Annotated in this window: 16 protein-coding genes and 1 tRNA gene; 6 read left to right on the forward strand and 11 right to left on the reverse strand. The window is 43.8% G+C overall.

Going from position 1 to position 16,764, the window contains the following annotated elements:
• The first annotated feature begins 9 nt into the window (after positions 1–9).
• Entirely contained in the window at positions 10–1,965 is a 1,956-nt protein-coding gene (locus BKB51_RS16200; RefSeq protein WP_085902167.1) for an ABC transporter substrate-binding protein, read from the forward strand.
• A 56-nt stretch (positions 1,966–2,021) separates the two neighbouring features.
• On the opposite strand, the gene BKB51_RS16205 is transcribed toward BKB51_RS16200, so the two are convergent.
• From BKB51_RS16205 to BKB51_RS16245, 9 genes are all read right to left on the reverse strand, one after another.
• Positions 2,022–2,801 (reverse strand): MBL fold metallo-hydrolase, encoded by a 780-nt coding sequence (locus BKB51_RS16205; protein ID WP_085902168.1) that lies wholly within the window; start codon positions 2,799–2,801, stop codon positions 2,022–2,024.
• A 2-nt stretch (positions 2,802–2,803) separates the two neighbouring features.
• A complete protein-coding gene (locus tag BKB51_RS16210; protein WP_085902169.1) occupies positions 2,804–3,592 on the reverse strand; it encodes a TatD family hydrolase in 789 nt (262 codons plus the stop codon).
• Positions 3,592–5,145, reverse strand: coding sequence for a methionine--tRNA ligase (gene metG, locus BKB51_RS16215; protein WP_085902282.1), 1,554 nt, complete (start codon positions 5,143–5,145; stop codon positions 3,592–3,594). The genes BKB51_RS16210 and metG overlap by 1 nt, the downstream gene beginning before the upstream one ends.
• A gap of 45 nt (positions 5,146–5,190) precedes the next feature.
• Positions 5,191–6,306: a DNA polymerase III subunit delta' gene (locus BKB51_RS16220; RefSeq protein ID WP_085902170.1), complete on the reverse strand. Its 1,116-nt coding sequence runs from the start codon at positions 6,304–6,306 to the stop codon at positions 5,191–5,193.
• Entirely contained in the window at positions 6,299–6,940 is a 642-nt protein-coding gene (gene tmk, locus BKB51_RS16225) for a dTMP kinase (RefSeq protein WP_085902171.1), read from the reverse strand. The genes BKB51_RS16220 and tmk overlap by 8 nt, the downstream gene beginning before the upstream one ends.
• 5 nt (positions 6,941–6,945) lie before the next feature.
• Positions 6,946–8,103, reverse strand: coding sequence for a D-alanyl-D-alanine carboxypeptidase family protein (locus BKB51_RS16230; RefSeq protein WP_085902172.1), 1,158 nt, complete (start codon positions 8,101–8,103; stop codon positions 6,946–6,948).
• Positions 8,104–8,222: 119 nt separating this feature from the next.
• Positions 8,223–9,179 carry a septal ring lytic transglycosylase RlpA family protein gene (locus tag BKB51_RS16235; protein ID WP_085902173.1) on the reverse strand — a complete coding sequence of 319 codons (957 nt, stop codon included), beginning with the start codon at positions 9,177–9,179 and terminating at the stop codon, positions 8,223–8,225.
• A gap of 141 nt (positions 9,180–9,320) precedes the next feature.
• Positions 9,321–10,631, reverse strand: a complete 1,311-nt coding sequence (locus tag BKB51_RS16240) for a lytic murein transglycosylase (protein ID WP_218044062.1) — start codon at positions 10,629–10,631, stop codon at positions 9,321–9,323.
• A gap of 105 nt (positions 10,632–10,736) precedes the next feature.
• A complete protein-coding gene (locus BKB51_RS16245) occupies positions 10,737–11,177 on the reverse strand; it encodes a hypothetical protein (protein ID WP_085902174.1) in 441 nt (146 codons plus the stop codon).
• 145 nt (positions 11,178–11,322) lie between these two features.
• Between BKB51_RS16245 and BKB51_RS16250 the strand changes: the two genes are divergently transcribed.
• The 3 genes from BKB51_RS16250 to BKB51_RS16260 all read left to right on the forward strand — a co-directional run bounded on the left by BKB51_RS16250 (position 11,323) and on the right by BKB51_RS16260 (position 12,375).
• The gene (locus tag BKB51_RS16250; RefSeq protein WP_085902175.1) at positions 11,323–11,661 is read left to right on the forward strand and encodes a PilZ domain-containing protein; all 339 of its coding nucleotides are present in this window, start codon (positions 11,323–11,325) and stop codon (positions 11,659–11,661) included.
• Between the two features lie 55 nt (positions 11,662–11,716).
• Positions 11,717–12,061, forward strand: coding sequence for a FliM/FliN family flagellar motor switch protein (locus tag BKB51_RS16255; protein ID WP_198946778.1), 345 nt, complete (start codon positions 11,717–11,719; stop codon positions 12,059–12,061).
• 224 nt (positions 12,062–12,285) lie between these two features.
• Positions 12,286–12,375: transfer RNA gene (locus BKB51_RS16260), tRNA-Ser, on the forward strand.
• Positions 12,376–12,432: 57 nt separating this feature from the next.
• On the opposite strand, the gene BKB51_RS16265 is transcribed toward BKB51_RS16260, so the two are convergent.
• Entirely contained in the window at positions 12,433–12,972 is a 540-nt protein-coding gene (locus BKB51_RS16265) for an NADPH-dependent FMN reductase (protein WP_085902176.1), read from the reverse strand.
• 214 nt (positions 12,973–13,186) lie between these two features.
• Between BKB51_RS16265 and BKB51_RS16270 the strand changes: the two genes are divergently transcribed.
• The gene (locus BKB51_RS16270) at positions 13,187–14,086 is read left to right on the forward strand and encodes a LysR family transcriptional regulator (protein ID WP_085902177.1); all 900 of its coding nucleotides are present in this window, start codon (positions 13,187–13,189) and stop codon (positions 14,084–14,086) included.
• A gap of 33 nt (positions 14,087–14,119) precedes the next feature.
• Here the strand turns inward: BKB51_RS16270 and BKB51_RS16275 are convergent, their stop codons facing one another.
• Complete coding sequence (locus tag BKB51_RS16275) at positions 14,120–15,433, reverse strand: NAD(P)/FAD-dependent oxidoreductase (protein WP_085902285.1); 1,314 nt, start codon at positions 15,431–15,433, stop codon at positions 14,120–14,122.
• 432 nt (positions 15,434–15,865) lie between these two features.
• On the opposite strand from BKB51_RS16275, the gene BKB51_RS16280 reads away from it, so the two are divergent.
• On the forward strand, positions 15,866–16,750 hold the full coding sequence (locus BKB51_RS16280; RefSeq protein ID WP_085902178.1) for a LysR family transcriptional regulator: 885 nt from the start codon (positions 15,866–15,868) through the stop codon (positions 16,748–16,750).
• Positions 16,751–16,764 lie beyond the last annotated feature (14 nt).

Genomic DNA, 16,764 nt, shown 5'->3' on the forward strand with positions numbered 1-16,764 from the left:
GAGAGAGAAATGAATAAAATAGCTGGTAAACTTATAAAAACGTCAATCAAATCATTGGCGATATTAAGTATGGTGACAGGAATATCCTCTAGCTTTGCGGAAACCTATCTCTCTCCTGTCTCTGACTTTAAACCTGAATTACTTCGGGAAGTCCCGGTTTTTGAAGGCAAGGTTATCAATGGTGAGATGCTTCCCATTGCAAAACGAGTTCCTGAAAATCCCTTTGTTGTTAAGCAAAGCCATCACTGGCAAGCGGGAAAATATGGCGGTTCAATCCGAAGTTTGATTGCGAAGTCAAAGGATGTTCGACTGTTTTCCGTTTATGGCTATGCCCGTCTTATTGGTTACACACCGGATCTTGGCTTTACCACGGATATTTTAGATAAGCTCGACGTCCAAGAAGGCCGTATTTTTACGCTGACACTTCGTAAAGGGCATAAATGGTCAGATGGGCACCCTTTTACGTCTGCTGATTTCAAGTACTTTTGGGACGATGTTGCCAATGATAGCAACTTAAGGCCCTTTGGGCCCCCTGCCGAGTTACTGGTTGATGGAGAAATGCCCACGGTGGAAATTCTTGATGAATTAACCGTTCGGTATAGTTGGTCGGTCCCTAACCCCTTTTTCCTTCCAAGTTTGGCAGCAACACGTCCGCTTTATCTTTTCCAGCCAGCACACTACATGAAGCAGTTTCATGCAAAATATGTAGATGCTGATGAATTGGAACAACGTGTCACAAAAGCCGGGGCGCGAAACTGGGTACAGCTCCACAATCGTAAAGCACGGCAGTATAAATTTACGAACCCTAAACTGCCGACATTACAGCCGTGGGTGAATACGGTGAAGCCGCCTTCGACGCGATTTGTTGGCAAAAGAAATCCCTTCTATCACAGGGTAGATGAATTTGGGCATCAACTTCCCTATGCGGATGAATTCATACTTTCAGTTGCCGGAGGGGGATTAATTCCAGCAAAGGTTGGTTCGGGAGATTCTGATTTACAATCCAGAGGACTTAACTTTTCCGACTATACGTTTTTAAAAGGGAATGATGATCAAAACGGGTATTCCGTGCGTCTTTGGAAGACAGTTCGTGGATCACAATTTGCGCTCTATCCCAATTTGAACGCAAAGGATCCTGAGTGGCGTAAGTTGAACCGGGATAAAAGGTTTCGTCATGCGCTGTCTCTGGCGACTAATCGCTATGAATTAAACCAGGTGCTCTATTACGGACTTGGTCTTGAAGGTAATAACACTGTTTTACCGAGCAGTAGTCTTTATAAAGAAGAGTATTTCAAGAAGTGGACTGAATTTGATCTGGAAAAAGCCAATGCGCTTTTGGATGAAATCGGCCTGACACAACGAGATGAAGATGGTCTTCGTTTGTTGAACGATGGGCGCCCGATGAAGGTTATTATTGAAACGGCGGGTGAAAGTAGTGAAGAGACGGACATTCTGGAATTAATCGCAGATTCCTGGTTGAAAATTGGAGTAAAACTTTATCCAAAACCTTCCCAAAGAGAAGTTTTACGTAACAGAATTTTTTCTGGCGAAACCAATATGTCGCTTTGGTATGGCAATCTCAATGCGCTTTTATCACCGCATTCGTCGCCTGCTGAACTGGTTCCTCGACAGCAACAGTCTTTCCAGTGGCCAAAATGGGGACAGTATGTGGAAACCAAAGGTAATGCTGGCGAAGAAGTTGATATTACTAAAGCAAAAGAACTGAATAATCTTTATATTCTCTGGTTCAGAGCACAGTCAACGGCAGAAAAGAAAGACATTTGGCAACGTATTCTGGAAATCAATGCCGAGGAAACCTACACGATCGGACTGGTTGCTGAAATTCCTCAGCCGGTGGCTTTATCAAACAAGCTCATGAATGTGCCGGAAGACGGTTTTTACAACTGGGAGCCTGGTGCTCTACTTGGCGTTTATAAGCCTGATGGCTTCTGGTTTAACGAGTAGTTATCATGTGAAAAAATAGGCGATGAAATTATCATCGCCTATTTTTTTACGATTTTCTATTTTACTTCGAAGGTTAGGCCATCATACCCAGGCTCAACACCCTCGGGACATTTTGATAATAAATCATCATAGTCCACTTGCTGGTTCATATGGGTAAGGATTGTTCTTTCAGGCTTTAAGCGTTCCACCCAGCTAAGAGTTTTTTCAAAGTGAGCATGTGATGGGTGCGGCTCATACCGTAGGCAATCGACAATCCAGTGCTTTACACCAGCCAGTGTTTCAAAGGCGCGTTCATCAAGGTCAAAAACATCTGTCGAATAGGCAAAATCGCCAAAACGAAATCCGAGAGACGTTGTGTTACCATGGTTTTGATAGAAAGGTGTAATTTCAATCGATCCTACCTTAAAGGGACCATCGATGGTTTTATCATCCATCATTGGTGTATAGGTACTTTCAGGATCACACGAAGATGTAAACGCATAGGCAAAGCGGTTTGTAATAATTTCTCTATCTGCTTCGTCCATAAATGCTTCAATCGGACCACCAGCTTTATAGGCCAGATACCTTAGTTCGTCCAATCCATGAATATGATCAGCGTGATCGTGGGTATAGAGAACGGCATCAATATATTCTACCCCGGCGTCCAAAAGCTGAATTCTTAGATCTGGACCTGTATCAACCAGGATAGTCGTGTCTTCATGCTCGACAAGGATGGAAACTCTGCGACGTCTGTTTTTCGGGTTTTCCGGGTTACAGTTCCCCCAATTGCCACCGGCTGCACCCGAACAAATGGGAACACCACCGGAACCACCGCATCCTAGCATTGTAATTTTCATGATTATGCTGCCGTCGGCCTTTGAGCTTTTGTAAATAGACGATAAAAGTTATCAGTCGTTGCTGTATGAATTTCCTGCAAACTTACCTTTTTAACATTGGCCAAAGCTTCTGCAGTATGGCGAACAAAAGAAGGTTCATTCTTTTTGCCACGCATTGGAACCGGTGCCAAATAAGGACTGTCCGTTTCAATCAGCAAGCGATCAAGTGGTGCTTCGGAAATTGTTGTTCTGATATCTTCGGCTGACTTATAGGTGATAATCCCGGATAGAGATATGTAAAAACCCATTTCCAAGGATGCTTTTGCTAATTCAGGCCCCGCCGTAAAACAATGAATTAGCGCGGGATAGGCACCTTTGTCGAATTCATCACGCATGATGGCAATGGTATCGTCATCTGCATCACGGGTGTGAACAACAAGCGGAAGACCTGTTTCTCTTGCAGCTTCAATGTGAGCCCGGAAACTTTCTTGCTGTCGATCTCTGGGGGCGTGGTCATAGTAGTAATCAAGACCACTTTCACCCAAACCGATTACTTTTGGTTCCTTGGCTTTTTCAATCAGGATCTCCGGAGATGATAGCCCTTCGGTTCCTGCTTCGTGTGGATGGATGCCAACGGTGCAATAGATATCATTATTTGCATTTGCGATGCCCAAAACTGTATCGAAAGTGGATAGTTTGGTACCGATGGTAACCATACAGCCAATTCCAACATCACGGGCACGTGTTAAAGCATCTTCAAGATCACCATCTTTTAGAAAGTAATCGAGATGACAATGAGAGTCGACAATCATTATGCCCCCTCTTCCTCTATATACCGTGGGAAAACACCCTGCGGTTTATCGATTTCAACGCCCGTAGAAAGTGCAATTTTCAGATCTGAGAAAGTGCGTGCATCTGCAGGAAGGTTGAGCTGATTTAGCATCGTTTCCATTGATTCAGGCATAACGGGTTGAAGAAGAATTGCTATTTGGCGAATAGTTTCAGTCAGAACATACAAAACAGTTCCCATACGGGCCAAATCTGTTTTCTTTAATGTCCAAGGCGCTTGTTCATCAACATATTTATTGGCTGCTGAAATAACGTTCCAAACAGATTCCAAACCACGGTGGAAGCTTTGTTTGTCGAAATCATTTCTGAGTTTGTCATGCAACGCAGTTACACTATCAAGGAGTTCCTTGTCAGCATCAGTGAAATCTCCATGTTCAGGGATTTTACCTTCGCAGTTTTTGAAAACCATCGAAAGAACACGCTGAGCCAGATTCCCAATATCGTTTGCCAGATCTCCGTTCATCCGGGAAATCATGGCCTGTTTTGAATAGTCGCCATCTTTCCCAAAGGGAACTTCCCGCATCATAAAGTATCGGACCTGATCGAGGCCGTATTCTTCGATAAGGGCGTTAGGATCAATTACATTCCCAACTGACTTCGAAATCTTTTGACCTTCATTCGTCCACCACCCATGCGCAAAGATACGCTTTGGTAGCGGTAAATCGGCAGCCATAAGGAAAGCGGGCCAATAGATAGCATGGAAGCGAAGAATGTCTTTTCCAACCATATGAAGATCTGCGGGCCAGAAGTTTTTATATTCTGTCGCACTTTCATCCGGGTAACCAACTGCAGTCAGATAATTCGTTAAGGCATCGAGCCAAACATACATGATGTGATCATCGTTACCGGGAACCTGAACACCCCAGTTAAAGGTTGTCCGGCTGACAGAAAGGTCTCTTAAGCCACCTTTGACAAAACTGATCACTTCGTTTCGACGGCTGTCAGGGCCAACAAAAGATGGGTCGTTTTCGTAAAGCGCTAATAATTCATCTTCAAAAGCAGAGAGTTTGAAGAAATAAGATGGCTCTTCCACCCATTCAACTTCTGCACCCGTTGGTGCGATACGCTTGCCGTCGGCATTTTTAGTAAGTTCTGTCTCTGTATAGAAGGCTTCATCGCGAACAGCGTACCATCCGGCGTAACTTCCTAAATAGATAAAGCCTTTATCTTCGAGGACCTGCCAAAGCTTTTGACATGCTTTCTTGTGGCGATCTTCAGTTGTTCTGATGAAATCATCATTTGAATAGTTACAGGTTTTAGTAAGGTCTCTGAAATTCTGAGATACCTGATCTGTAAAAGTTTGTGGATCAATACCTGCTTTTTCGGCTGAAGTCTCGACTTTCTGACCATGTTCATCGGTCCCGGTCAGAAACTTCACATCATATCCATCCAGCCTTTTGAAGCGAGCAAGTACATCGCAGGCGAGTGTGGTATAGGCATGCCCAATATGTGGCTTATCATTCACATAATAGATGGGCGTCGTGATATAATAGGATCCGTTTTCTGATCCAGTCATAGGGAACTCCTGATCAACAGCACTTGCCATGGTACCCTGTGTTAATCAGGCAGTCAGGGTCTGGAGTTCCGTTAAGGTTGTCACAACGACCTGCTTCTTATCCAGATTAGCACGAGTAGCACGGGCATAATTCTTCGAGCACTTCTCCCACAGGCCGAGCCATTGCGCAAGACCATGTCGTTCAATTAATGCAGAGATTAGTGTTTGTTCTTCGGGAATAACCATGTCCGGCATAACGCCTTGCCCTGATGTTTTCGTCAAACGGGCCAGCCACCAAAGGTACAGTTCCATACCTGTTTTAAAGGCGAGCGGATCTGAGCTGGAAAGTTTATCGGCAAAGGCATAAAGTTTGACCATATCCAGGTTCGGTAAGGTTGAAAGCAAGGAGATCATCTCTCTATAGAGATCAAGGCCTCCACTTTTCCAGAGGTCTAGCGCTTTTCCGACTGAGCCTTCTGATAGTTTGGCTAACTGTGCAGCATCACCATCGGAGAGCTCTGGTACTTTATGTCTGAGTAAGGTAATAACCGTGTCTTCTTCCAGTGCTGCAAGCGGAAGATGACAGCATCTGGAATGGATGGTTTGCAGAATTTGTCCGGGAAGGTGTGATATTAGCAAAAGCACTGTTTTTTCTGGTGGCTCTTCCAGAACTTTGAGCAGAGCATTCGCTGCATTGGCATTCATTTCCTCTACAGCATCAACAATGACAATGCGCCAGCCACCTTCGATTGATGTCTTGTGAGAAAAGTTAACAATTTTACGAACTTCATCGACAGGAATTGTCGTTCGCATCTTGCCTTTTTCATCCGAACTTAACTCCAGGGTGACGAGATCGCCATGTGCACTGGCTGCAATTCTTTTCGCGACAGGATTGTCGGCACCAATATCCAATGTTGTCGGCGGTGCGCTATCGCCAAATAGGCTGTTGCCCTCATCCTCATTGATTTGATTCATAAGGAAGCGGGCAAAACGATAAGCAAGTGTTGCTTTGCCAATGCCTTTGGGACCTGTAAGCATCCATGCATGCGGAAGCTTGCCGGAATTAAATCCCCTTAGAAGAGTTTCTTCTGCTCTTATATGGCCAATCAGGTCTTGTGTTGATCTGGGATGATCAATGATATCAGGTTCGGGCTGTGCCTTTTTTTTTGTCGCTTTAGCCATCGAAAGAACCAGAAAATTTATTGGTTACTGCTTTCCATATCGAACTTTCGACATCATCCAGTGATTGCGTGGCGTCAATAACGATGCAGCGTTTTGGCGCGTGTTTTGCTATTGATAGAAAGCCGTCGCGCATTCGTTCATGAAACGATGTTTCCATGCCTTCAAAGCGATTTTCTCCGAGATCGTGTCCTCTTGTCCGCCCAAGCCCGACGGAAACAGGTAAATCCAATATCAAGGTAAGGTCGGGTTGAAAATCACCAAGAACCCAATCGTGAAGATCTGTAATTTTTTTTGCGCCTAAACCATGTCCTATGCCTTGATAGGCGACAGAGGAATCTGCAAAGCGGTCGCAAATTACCCATTCTCCCTTTTCAAGGGTGGGTTTTATTACCTTTTCGACGTGTTCTTGCCGAGCGGCAAACATCAAAAGAGCTTCTGTTTTGGGTGTCCAGCGGGATGCATCGCCGCGGACCAATAAGTCTCTAATAAGTTCGGCCCCTGGCGTGCCTCCGGGCTCTCTTGTACAGGCGTTTTTGTAACCGTACTTGTCAAGACGTTGGGATAAGCGTTTGATTTGCGTGCTTTTCCCTGCCCCTTCTCCACCCTCAAGGGATATAAAATAACCTTTGGACATGGGCGTTATGATTTTCCGAATATCAGGTAATTCAGTGCAGAAACTATACGGCTAAAGCCCCCTTCTCTCTCTACTGAATTTGCAGCAACAAGTGGAACTTCGACTGTATCTATATCAGGCGCAGCAATTGTTAATGTCCCTAGTCTTTCGCCCTTTTCAATCGGGGTCTGGATCGGTCCAACATAATTGACTGTCGCGGTCATTTTATTTTTTGCATTCCGTGGCAACGTCAAGAGCAGATCGTCTTCAGGAACCAGATCAATGGTTTTCTCTGTGCCAAGCCAGACATCAGCAGTATCAACTGTTTCGCCTGCTTTAAAGAGTTCAAAATTATCAAACTCTCTAAAGGCCCAAGAAACCAGCCGCGCTGATTCTTCTGCACGTTCTTTGGCACTGCCCATACCATTCAAAACCATAATGATGCGGCGGTCCCCCTGCTTGGCGGAAGCCGTTAAACCATATCCAGCTTCTTCCGTGTGACCCGTTTTAAGGCCATCAGCGCCAAGGTTTTTATAAAGTAACGGATTTCTGTTTCCCTGTGTAATGCCGGACCAGGTAAAGGATTTTTCCGAATAGACATCATAAAATTCAGGGAAGTCTGTAATAATACGATCAGCAAGGATAGCCAGATCTTTTGCAGTCATTCTCTGGCCGGGGTCTGGCCAACCCGTTGCATTGGCAAAGGTACTGTTTTCCATGCCAAGCTCGCGTGCTTTTGCAGTCATTTCCAGCGCGAAGTTTTCTTCCGACCCCCCCAGACCTTCTGCGACAACGATACAAGCATCATTTCCTGATTGAACAATAATACCGCGTAAGAGGTCGTGAATAGAAACTTCTTTGCCGACTTCGACAAACATTTTTGAACCACCCTTGCGCCAGGCCTTTTCGCTGACAGGCAGTTTGTCATCGAGGGAAAGCCTGCCATCCTTAAGGCGCTCAAACACCATATAGGCGGTCATGATTTTACTCATGGAAGCCGGAGGCATAGAAACTTCGGCGTCTTTATTAATCAAAACCGTTTTGGTTGTATAATCAATCAGGTAGGCTTCTCGCGCTGATGTCTCAATGGCATGGGCTGATTGCGCGATAGCAAAGAGGCATGCGCCACCGAATAAAATAGATTTTAAAGAAGATCTAAAATTTGAATTTATTTTGTTTTGCAATGATCTGACCTGAGTGTCTTAGAGTTTTTTTTGAGAGTAATCTGTTACGTAGAGTTAGATGAGTACGGGGGTTTTGTGGAGAAAATATGGCCCCCAGTCAGTATTAACTGACCAGAGCATTAATCCACCACAACACGCGCATCATTATAACCGTTGTCGTGTAGTATTTTTAAAAGCTCGTCAGCCTCTTGAACATTTGTCAAAGGACCAAGGCGTACACGATAAAACGTACGTTCTCCAACGGCTGCATTAGCTACCTGCGCTGTACCTAGCGGAGATAACCTAGCGCGAAGACGATCTGCATTATGAACCTGAAGGAATGAGCCAGCCTGAACATATATGCTACTGGGTGCAACAGGCGTCTGAGACACGACGCCATCGGTAAAATTTGCAGTAGGCTCAACACTTGCTGTTTGAACGGGTGGAGCTGGTTGGCTTGCCGTCGGTGCACTTGCGACCGGAGCATCCAAAGGTTCTGCCGTAACTGTCTCTGTTGGCGCAGCCAATGTTGTGTTCTCGCTTGAAGCAACCTGAGGCGTATAGTCTTTCCCCTGTGCCTGCGCCGCAAGTTGCCTGCTCTCTTCTTCGAGTATTTCAACTTTGACTTTTGCCGTTCCTTGAAGCTCAAAGCCTAGAAGCTGGGCTGAACGACGAGAAACATCAATAATTCGATTGTTAGAGAAAGGGCCGCGATCATTAATTCGTAGCTTAATGGAACGTCCGTTTCCAAGGTTTGTCACACGTACAAGCGATGGCATGGGGAGTGTTCTATGGGCTGCGGTAAGCGCATATTGATCATAGATTTCGCCGTTCGCAGTTTTCTTGCCATCAAACCCTGGGCCATACCATGATGCGATTCCAGTCTCACTATAGCTATAATCTACAGCCGGATAGTACCAGATGTTCTTGACTTGATAAGGAGAGCCAACTTTGTATCGACCAATGGTTTTTGGTGTATCACTTCTCGTGATGCTTTTGGTTGCATGAGAGGCAAGCTCAATTTCTGCACACCCACTTAACCCGATACCTATAACGGTAAGGCATGCTGCGAATTTTGGAAATTTATTTAAGCTCATTGAGACCCCCATACATATACTGTGAAAGATTGTATGCTTCTATCGAAGTCATATCAATCTTATCTAGTGTGATCCCTGTGATTAATTTCTTCGTGATTAATTTCTTCAACTCTTTTGGTCTCATCTAATATTTTGTTGCTTTCAGGATTTTCTCAGCTTCAAGAGAAGGGCTTCATCAGGATATCCATCACCAGGTAAACCAACTTTCTTTTGAAAGTTACGAATACCTTCACGTGTTTTCCTTCCTATGATGCCATCAGCTTTACCAACATCGTACCCCAGGTTTGCAAGGAGAGTCTGGATTTCTTCAATTTCTGTTCGATGTAAGGGGCGTTCATTTACCGGGCGAGGTGAAATGAGAGGGGCTTTTCCGGCGATACGATCTGATAGATGGCCGACGGCAAGGGCATAAAGTATAGATCTGTTCCAGTTCAGGATTTTACGGAAGTTGTTGTATACAAGAAAAGCTGGGCCTTTGTGTCCTGAGGGGAGGATAAGCGATGCTTCTAAATCAAGTGCAGGTAAATTGTTCCCGGTTATCTTCCTGACGCCAGCTTGTTGCCACTCGACAAGGCTTTTCTTGGTGTTGAGGCCGACTAAATTCCAGTTGAAATTCTGAGGTAGTTGAACTTCCCTGCCCCAAGTATATTCATCGTCCCATCCAATTTGTCCAAGATAATTAGCTGCCGATCCAAACACATCTGGCAGGCTGTGCCATATATCTTTACGACCATCACCATTTTCATCCACGGCGTAGAGATTATAGGTCGAAGGAATAAATTGGAGGTGCCCCATGGCACCAGCCCATGATCCCTGCATTTTTTCCGGTGTGATATGACCGTCATCTATAATGCGTAAGGCTTCGAGTAACTGGGTTCTGAAAAAATCACTGCGTCGCGTATCATACGCAAGTGTTGCATCAGCTGCGATGACCGAAAATCCGCCCGTATGTTGACCAAAATTACTTTCCAGCCCCCAGAAAGCGAGTAAAAATCGACTTTGGACACCGTATTTATTGCTTATATTATCCAGTAGTTCTTTGTGGGTTTTCTGAAGTTGTTGCGCCTTTTTTATGCGTTGAGTATTTACTGCTCTATCCAGATAGCTCCAGAAAGTGCGGGTGAATTCTGGTTGTCTGCGGTCATATTCAATGATTTTTGGGATTGGCTGTATGCCCTTAAAGCTTCGGGTCAGGGTTTGTTCTGAAATACCCTGGCCTCTTGCTTCTATTTTGAACTCATTAAGCCACTGTTCGAATGATATTTTTTCTACGGCCTGTTCAGAGTTGTTCTCAACTGTTTGAGCGTGCGCGGTTGGAATCAGGGCCGGGATCAGGGGCGTGATCAGGACAGAAGAAATAACCGATGAAAGAAAATACCTGTAGAAAGTAATTTTGGAATTAATGCTATTATTTTTTTTAAATTTGAAGTTTCGGCGTAATGAAAGAAACAAAGTAAGCTCCGAATCGCGTATAGATGATCTCAAACATGTTTAAAGAACTCTATCCGAAATAATGCGGTAAGCGCTAGCTTGTTTCCAATAATGTTAGTCTAAAATCTATATTCGTTTGTGATAGACACGACAATTCGATGTCCCCTGTCCTTTGAACAGGTAAATTCTATCTTTTTCGGCAAGCTTTTTGGGATCGTGCAACATATTCCTCTGGTATAGTGCTGCTCCATATTTTCGACCATCAACGACGGCGACATATTGCATCGACTTAACCTGTTTGAAACGCCCACGTTGGCAAGCTTTGCTTAACCCGACATCTTTTGTAAAGATTTCCTGCAATGGATCTGCGGTACTATATATTAGACGACTGCCGAGATAACGTTCTTTTTTGAGTTGCTGATTTGGCAACCCGGGCTTTAACAATGGCTTTCGTGTTATGTTATTGGGAGTTAGATACCCATTTTGTGCGACACTGTTGTGCGAAGAAACAATAAAAGCAGTACAGATTAGTGCTGTTGAGATGATTTTTTTCAGATGTTTTCGCATAACAATACTTTTCTTTGTGCTTTATATTTTAAGAACACAAATATAACTGTTAAAAGAAAACGTAGAGTTAACATCTTGTTTTCATTTTTATGGGATCTTACAAGTTATTGTATTGTTAAATTTATTTTAAGGGTCTCGCCCACGCATGATCAAAAATTTACTAGATAAGCTTTTTGGTAAAAAAGAAATACGCCGCGAAGGTCGTGAATTCGGTGTTACCGGAACTGTTGCCGTTAAGGGCGTTGATTATTCTTTGGATAATTGGAGCTCCAGTGGCTATGCGATAACGGGGTATGATGGCCCTTTATTACGTGGTGATCATGTTGATATTCATTTTCGTCTTGAATTGGATGGCGGTGCATTGGAATTTGACTGTAAATCGATTATCGTTCGGATTGAACCGGACAAAGAAACACTGGCAGGTGTTTTTGTTGAAATGAGTCCGGAAACACGAATTCTTATCGCAAATTATTTTGATAGCTAAGATCTGCAAGCCATCGTATTCTGTATGAAGATAAATTATATAAGAAGGTAACTTCATGTCTGATGAAGAAGCTATGAACAATGATGATGTCGATGATATGTTCGATTCTGCACCTGCGGAACAGGATACGACAGCGTCAGATTCCCCTGAAATAGATGAAAACGTTCCGGCGGTTCATGGCGTTGGGCTGGAAGTCTCCGCGATCCTTGGTACGGCACAAATGCCTGTCAGTCAGCTATTGAAAATGGGACGTGGCGCGGTTGTTGAGCTTGATAAATATATCGGTGATACCATTGATATCTCTATCAACGATCAAATGATTGCCCGTGGTGAAGTTATGATTAAAGAAGATCGCCTTTGTGTTGAGATTATAGAAATGATCAAACGAACAGGTGATTGATATTTTAGCTTTGCCTGTTGGGTAAAACTTGTCTTCAATGGACAAAAATTAAAGGAGCTTTGCGGCTCCTTTTTTCATTTTTTGCCAGAAAAGATAAGAAAAGATAAGAAAAAATAAAAAATGTCATCTTTTCTTATCTAAGCATTTGACACTACGCTCAAATGGAGATATTTCAGAGCCCGTCGGAACGAGAATAACAGAATATAGTTCTCAAGACGATATGTGGAAGGATGGCAGAGCGGTTGAATGCACTGGTCTTGAAAACCAGCAAGGGTGCAAGCCCTTCCAGGGTTCGAATCCCTGTCCTTCCGCCACTCTCTAAAGAATAAGCGCCGTTTCCGGCGCTTTTCTTTTTTGTACTTTTCCTGACTTTAACCGTGAAGAGCAATAAGTGCCTCGTGCAATTTCTGCTTCAAGTCTTCGTTCGTAAGTTGGTTTGCATCACTGTCGAAATTGTCGAAAAAACTTGGAACTGAAAGTGTGCCTTTTATCTCTGCGCCAAAAAACGGTGCTGATGTTTCTGCTGATTTCAGAACACTGCTTGCGCCGCCTTGCCCCGGTGACGTCGACAGGAAGAGTGACGGCTTACCCTGAAAGACTTTGGTCTCTATCCGCGATGCCCAATCAAACAGGTTTTTGTAAGCTGCTGTGTAGGATCCATTATGTTCGGCAAAAGAGATAATAAGGCCGTCAGATTCTTTAATTTTGTTAAAAAAGTTATGAGCCAGCTGTGGTTGGCCAAGCTCTTCTTCTCTATCGACGCTGAACAGAGGTAGTTCATAATCGTTAATATCAATAACCTCGACAGTAACATCACTCCGCAGTTCTCTAAGCTGCTCACCTGCATAGGTAACGAGTGTTTTATTGATTGATTTTGTGCTGTTACTGGCTGCAAAGGCGAGTATTTTCATTGTAACTTCCTAAACTGCTATTTGTTCTTTTTAACACGGGACCTAAAAATAAAGTCATATAGTCGAATATTGAAGCAAAAGCTTATCGACCCGAACTACTTCTATTCCAGCCCTTAACTGATTTACAAATGGTTGTTCTAAAATATTTTTGTAGATCTAAATTTGAGATATATTGTCCTGAAATCAGAACAATGGTCATTAAAAGGGATCTCCAGTGATTAATTTGAACGATATGGTGCTGTTTGCAAAGGTCGCCGAACTGGAAGGTATTTCGGCGGCAGCAAGAGTGTTGAACATACCAAAATCACGAGTAAGCCGACGGATTGCTACACTTGAGAATGACCTGGGAGTGCGGTTAATAGAGCGGACAACACGCGCTGTTCAATTAACGGAAATGGGAGCCATTTTTTTCCATCACTGCAGACGCATTGTCGAAGAGTCAGAAAGTGCGGTTGAGACTATACACAACATGCGGGAAACGCCGAGAGGGAATCTAAGGGTTAGCGTTTCTTTTGCAATTGGTCAGTATCTTGTTGCGCCCTATCTAGGTGAATTTTCTAAACTCTATCCAGATATTAAAATTAGCCTGGACCTTAATAATCGACATGTTGACTTGATTACAGAAGGATATGACCTGGTAGTAAGGGTGGGGGAACAAAAAGATTCAAGCTTAATGAGCAAGCTTATTGGACAGGCAAGAGCTAAGCTGTGTGCATCTCCCGCTTATCTTGAAGAGCACGGGCATCCGACGTCTTTGGAACAATTGCCTGATCATAAAATACTTATGATGAGTGACAGTAATGCACTGAAACAATGGGTATTGGAAAATCAATCTGGGAAATTATGCACTGTCGATGTGGTGCCGAATGATAATATCAATGATTTTACGGCCTTGCGTTCCATGATCGAAGATGGGTGTGGCATTTCGATTATACCTGAATATGTTATTCAGAACTCGATAGATACTGGTAAACTTGTAAACGTCTTACCTGATTGGCAAAGCAAAGTTATCAGCTACTATGTTCTTTATCCCAGCCGGAAAGGCTTAACGAAAAAAGCTCGGGCATGGATCGATTTCTTTGAAGAAAAGTTTAAGGCCAATACAAAGTCATGAAATTTCGGCAGGGATACAGCGGTAACCCTAGGGTTACCGATCCAGTCCAACCCCTATAAAACGCATTTTGACTTTGAAGAAAGCACCAATGTCCAGAAATGGTCGTGGTGGGATCCATGTGGCGGGGGCAGAGGCAAGACAATCGTCCACTAATTGGGAGGATACGTTACAGGCGTAATCGGCCAAAGCTGCTCCAAAGGCAGTTCCCCTGCTCACTCCTGAGCCATTATATCCGCCAGCGAGATATATATTTGATGTTTGTTGCCCAAAAAAATTCGTAAAGTTTTGACTGATGCCTTCTACACCAGACCAGGAGAATTCAAAGGGAACATGAGCAAGTTGAGGGAAGCGTTTCTCGAAAGCAGCGCGATGAATTTCCCGACGTTTTGACAAGAGCGTATCAGACATTAAGACTGCGCCGTGATATTCTGCCGTATTGCGGAGGGAGAAACGATTGTCCTGTGTCAGTCGAACAGTTGCGCCGCCACTGTGAAGAGAAAGAACACCCCATTCTTTTAAAGTTCCCAGGCTGGAAAGTTCGTCAGTCGTTAGTTGACGCGTAAAGCTGCCAGATAGAGTGCTCCCCATAATATAGCGTTTTATGAAACCAAGCTTAGGGGCTTCATAATTTGTTGCGATAATAACTTTATCCGCAGTTATTTTACCGTTTTCAAGATCAAGAACGGCCGGCTCACCTTGATTTATTTTTAATACGGGACTGTTCTCATAGAGAGTTACATTGTGAGGCAAGTTATCGCCAAGTCCGTGTACAAGAGCGGCAGGTTGTAAAAGAACCCCCTTGGGAACATGAACACCTGATTTATAAAGATTCGTACCCAGGCGCTCTGTCAATTCATCTTGATTTAAGAGTGTGTGCTCATACCCCAATTGATTGAGGTGGTCTTTGAAATTATCGTATTCTTTGAGTGATTTTTCATCTGCAGCAGTGTGATAAAAACCGTCCTCTTGCCACTGACAATCAATTCCAAGGTCGTTTACCTGTTGACGTAACAGGTCGAGACCTTGTGTATTGATACGATTAACACGGCGATAATTAGTTTCCTGGTTTTTATCAAATGCGCCTGAAAATTGGCTAATGGCAACGGCATAACCGGAATTTCGACCTGAAGCCCCCTGCCCCAGTTTTCTGGCATCTAACAGTATTATCTGATCGTTAGGATTATATTGTGCCAACCGTTTGGCGGCAGACAGACCTGTTACCCCTGCGCCGATTACAACCCAGGGGACACGATGATCTCCTGACAAAGGACTGGTTGCTTCCCTTTTGGTAAGAAGCTCTGCCCACCCATGATTGTCCGTTGAAAAATTATGTGTTGCCAGCGCCATCAAGACATATCCCGAAAGATTTTTGTTGTTAGAAAAGGCTGTCGCATACCCAGAGCTGACGGTCAATATATGTTCGATGTTTTCCTATAGTTATGATTGCCCTGCGCCTCAAAATATTTGTGACCTGAAAATCAATTGCTCTGAATAATAACTGTGTCGGGGAATATCTTTCCATCGGAGATTATTTCTATCATGATTGTTCTCAAGATCAGGTGTTAAGTAACAAAATGCAGGTAACTTATCTTCCGACAGACCTATGTCATTTAAAATATGCTTATTGGTAATGGGTAACACGTTGGTTGATTGCCTAGTGAATAGTTTTTTAAACAGGAATAACATCTTAAATCTCTCACTATCTGATGCGACTCCCGTTATTTGACTATAAGCTATCATTTCATAAAATTAGCTAATTATGTAACTTGCTATACAAAAATGAATAATATGCATTGGAATGATTTGAAGGTTTTTGCTGCAGTGGTTCAAAAAGGATCACTCTCTGCGGCTGGGCGATACTTGGGCCTGAGCCAACCAACAATTGGGCGCCATATTGATAGTTTGGAAAAGGCGTTAAATAAGAAGCTCTTTAATCGTGGCTCGAAGGGATATGTATTAACTGAACAAGGCCTCGAGCTCCTCCCGCATATTGAAGCGATGGAACGGGCTAGTCTCGCGATAGAAGAGCACGATCAAAGTGAAATATCGGGCATTGTTAGGCTTTCTCTGCCAGAAATCACCAGCCGTTATCTGGGGAAAAGGTTGTTACCTCTGCAAAAGCTTTACCCAGATATAAAGCTTGAAATTGCAACATCAAACCAGTTTGTCAATCTATCCCGAAGAGAAGCTGATATTGCGCTTCGTACAGAACTTCCAGCACAGGGGGATTTAAGGACAAAGCTCGCTTTTCGTACACAGGCAGCAATCTTTGCAAGCCATCAATATACAAAGCTAAATCCTGCAGCCTTAACCGAGGAACGATACCAAAAATGTGACTGGATTGTTCCGATCTGGGGACGTGCATCGAAGCAAGCTGAGGATTGGTACAAAGATAAAATGCATACATCCCGTGTTGCTTATCGCTGTGCTTCTTTTCATGTAATGATGGATTTGGCGCTTGCTGGTGCAGGTTTAATCCTATGGACCAGCGGCTATGCCAAAGATCATGCGGGATTAGTCCGTGTCTCGGAAGAGATAACAAGCCAGCAACGGGATTACTGGCTTGTGTCACATAGTGGAGCGCTGGAACAGCCAAGGGTTCGCGCAGTATGGGATTGGATTAGCGCCCTTTTTGAACAAGAGAGGTCAAAATTTATCCTGTAGGGTGCAAATTTTCT

This window comes from Kiloniella majae (assembly GCF_002118315.1).
Taxonomy (GTDB): Bacteria; Pseudomonadota; Alphaproteobacteria; order Kiloniellales; family Kiloniellaceae; genus Kiloniella; species Kiloniella majae.

Excerpts from the sequence above, each read along its gene's own strand:
- BKB51_RS16200 (WP_085902167.1), top strand. The coding sequence starts at position 10 with ATGAATAAAATAGCTGGTAAACTTATAAAAACGTCAATCAAATCATTG.
- BKB51_RS16205 (WP_085902168.1), bottom strand. The coding sequence starts at position 2,801 with ATGAAAATTACAATGCTAGGATGCGGTGGTTCCGGTGGTGTTCCCATT.
- BKB51_RS16210 (WP_085902169.1), bottom strand. The coding sequence starts at position 3,592 with ATGATTGTCGACTCTCATTGTCATCTCGATTACTTTCTAAAAGATGGT.
- metG (WP_085902282.1), bottom strand. The coding sequence starts at position 5,145 with ATGACTGGATCAGAAAACGGATCCTATTATATCACGACGCCCATCTAT.
- BKB51_RS16220 (WP_085902170.1), bottom strand. The coding sequence starts at position 6,306 with ATGGCTAAAGCGACAAAAAAAAAGGCACAGCCCGAACCTGATATCATT.
- tmk (WP_085902171.1), bottom strand. The coding sequence starts at position 6,940 with ATGTCCAAAGGTTATTTTATATCCCTTGAGGGTGGAGAAGGGGCAGGG.
- BKB51_RS16235 (WP_085902173.1), bottom strand. The coding sequence starts at position 9,179 with ATGAGCTTAAATAAATTTCCAAAATTCGCAGCATGCCTTACCGTTATA.
- BKB51_RS16245 (WP_085902174.1), bottom strand. The coding sequence starts at position 11,177 with ATGCGAAAACATCTGAAAAAAATCATCTCAACAGCACTAATCTGTACT.
- BKB51_RS16250 (WP_085902175.1), top strand. The coding sequence starts at position 11,323 with ATGATCAAAAATTTACTAGATAAGCTTTTTGGTAAAAAAGAAATACGC.
- BKB51_RS16255 (WP_198946778.1), top strand. The coding sequence starts at position 11,717 with ATGTCTGATGAAGAAGCTATGAACAATGATGATGTCGATGATATGTTC.
- BKB51_RS16265 (WP_085902176.1), bottom strand. The coding sequence starts at position 12,972 with ATGAAAATACTCGCCTTTGCAGCCAGTAACAGCACAAAATCAATCAAT.
- BKB51_RS16275 (WP_085902285.1), bottom strand. The coding sequence starts at position 15,433 with ATGGCGCTGGCAACACATAATTTTTCAACGGACAATCATGGGTGGGCA.
- BKB51_RS16280 (WP_085902178.1), top strand. The coding sequence starts at position 15,866 with ATGAATAATATGCATTGGAATGATTTGAAGGTTTTTGCTGCAGTGGTT.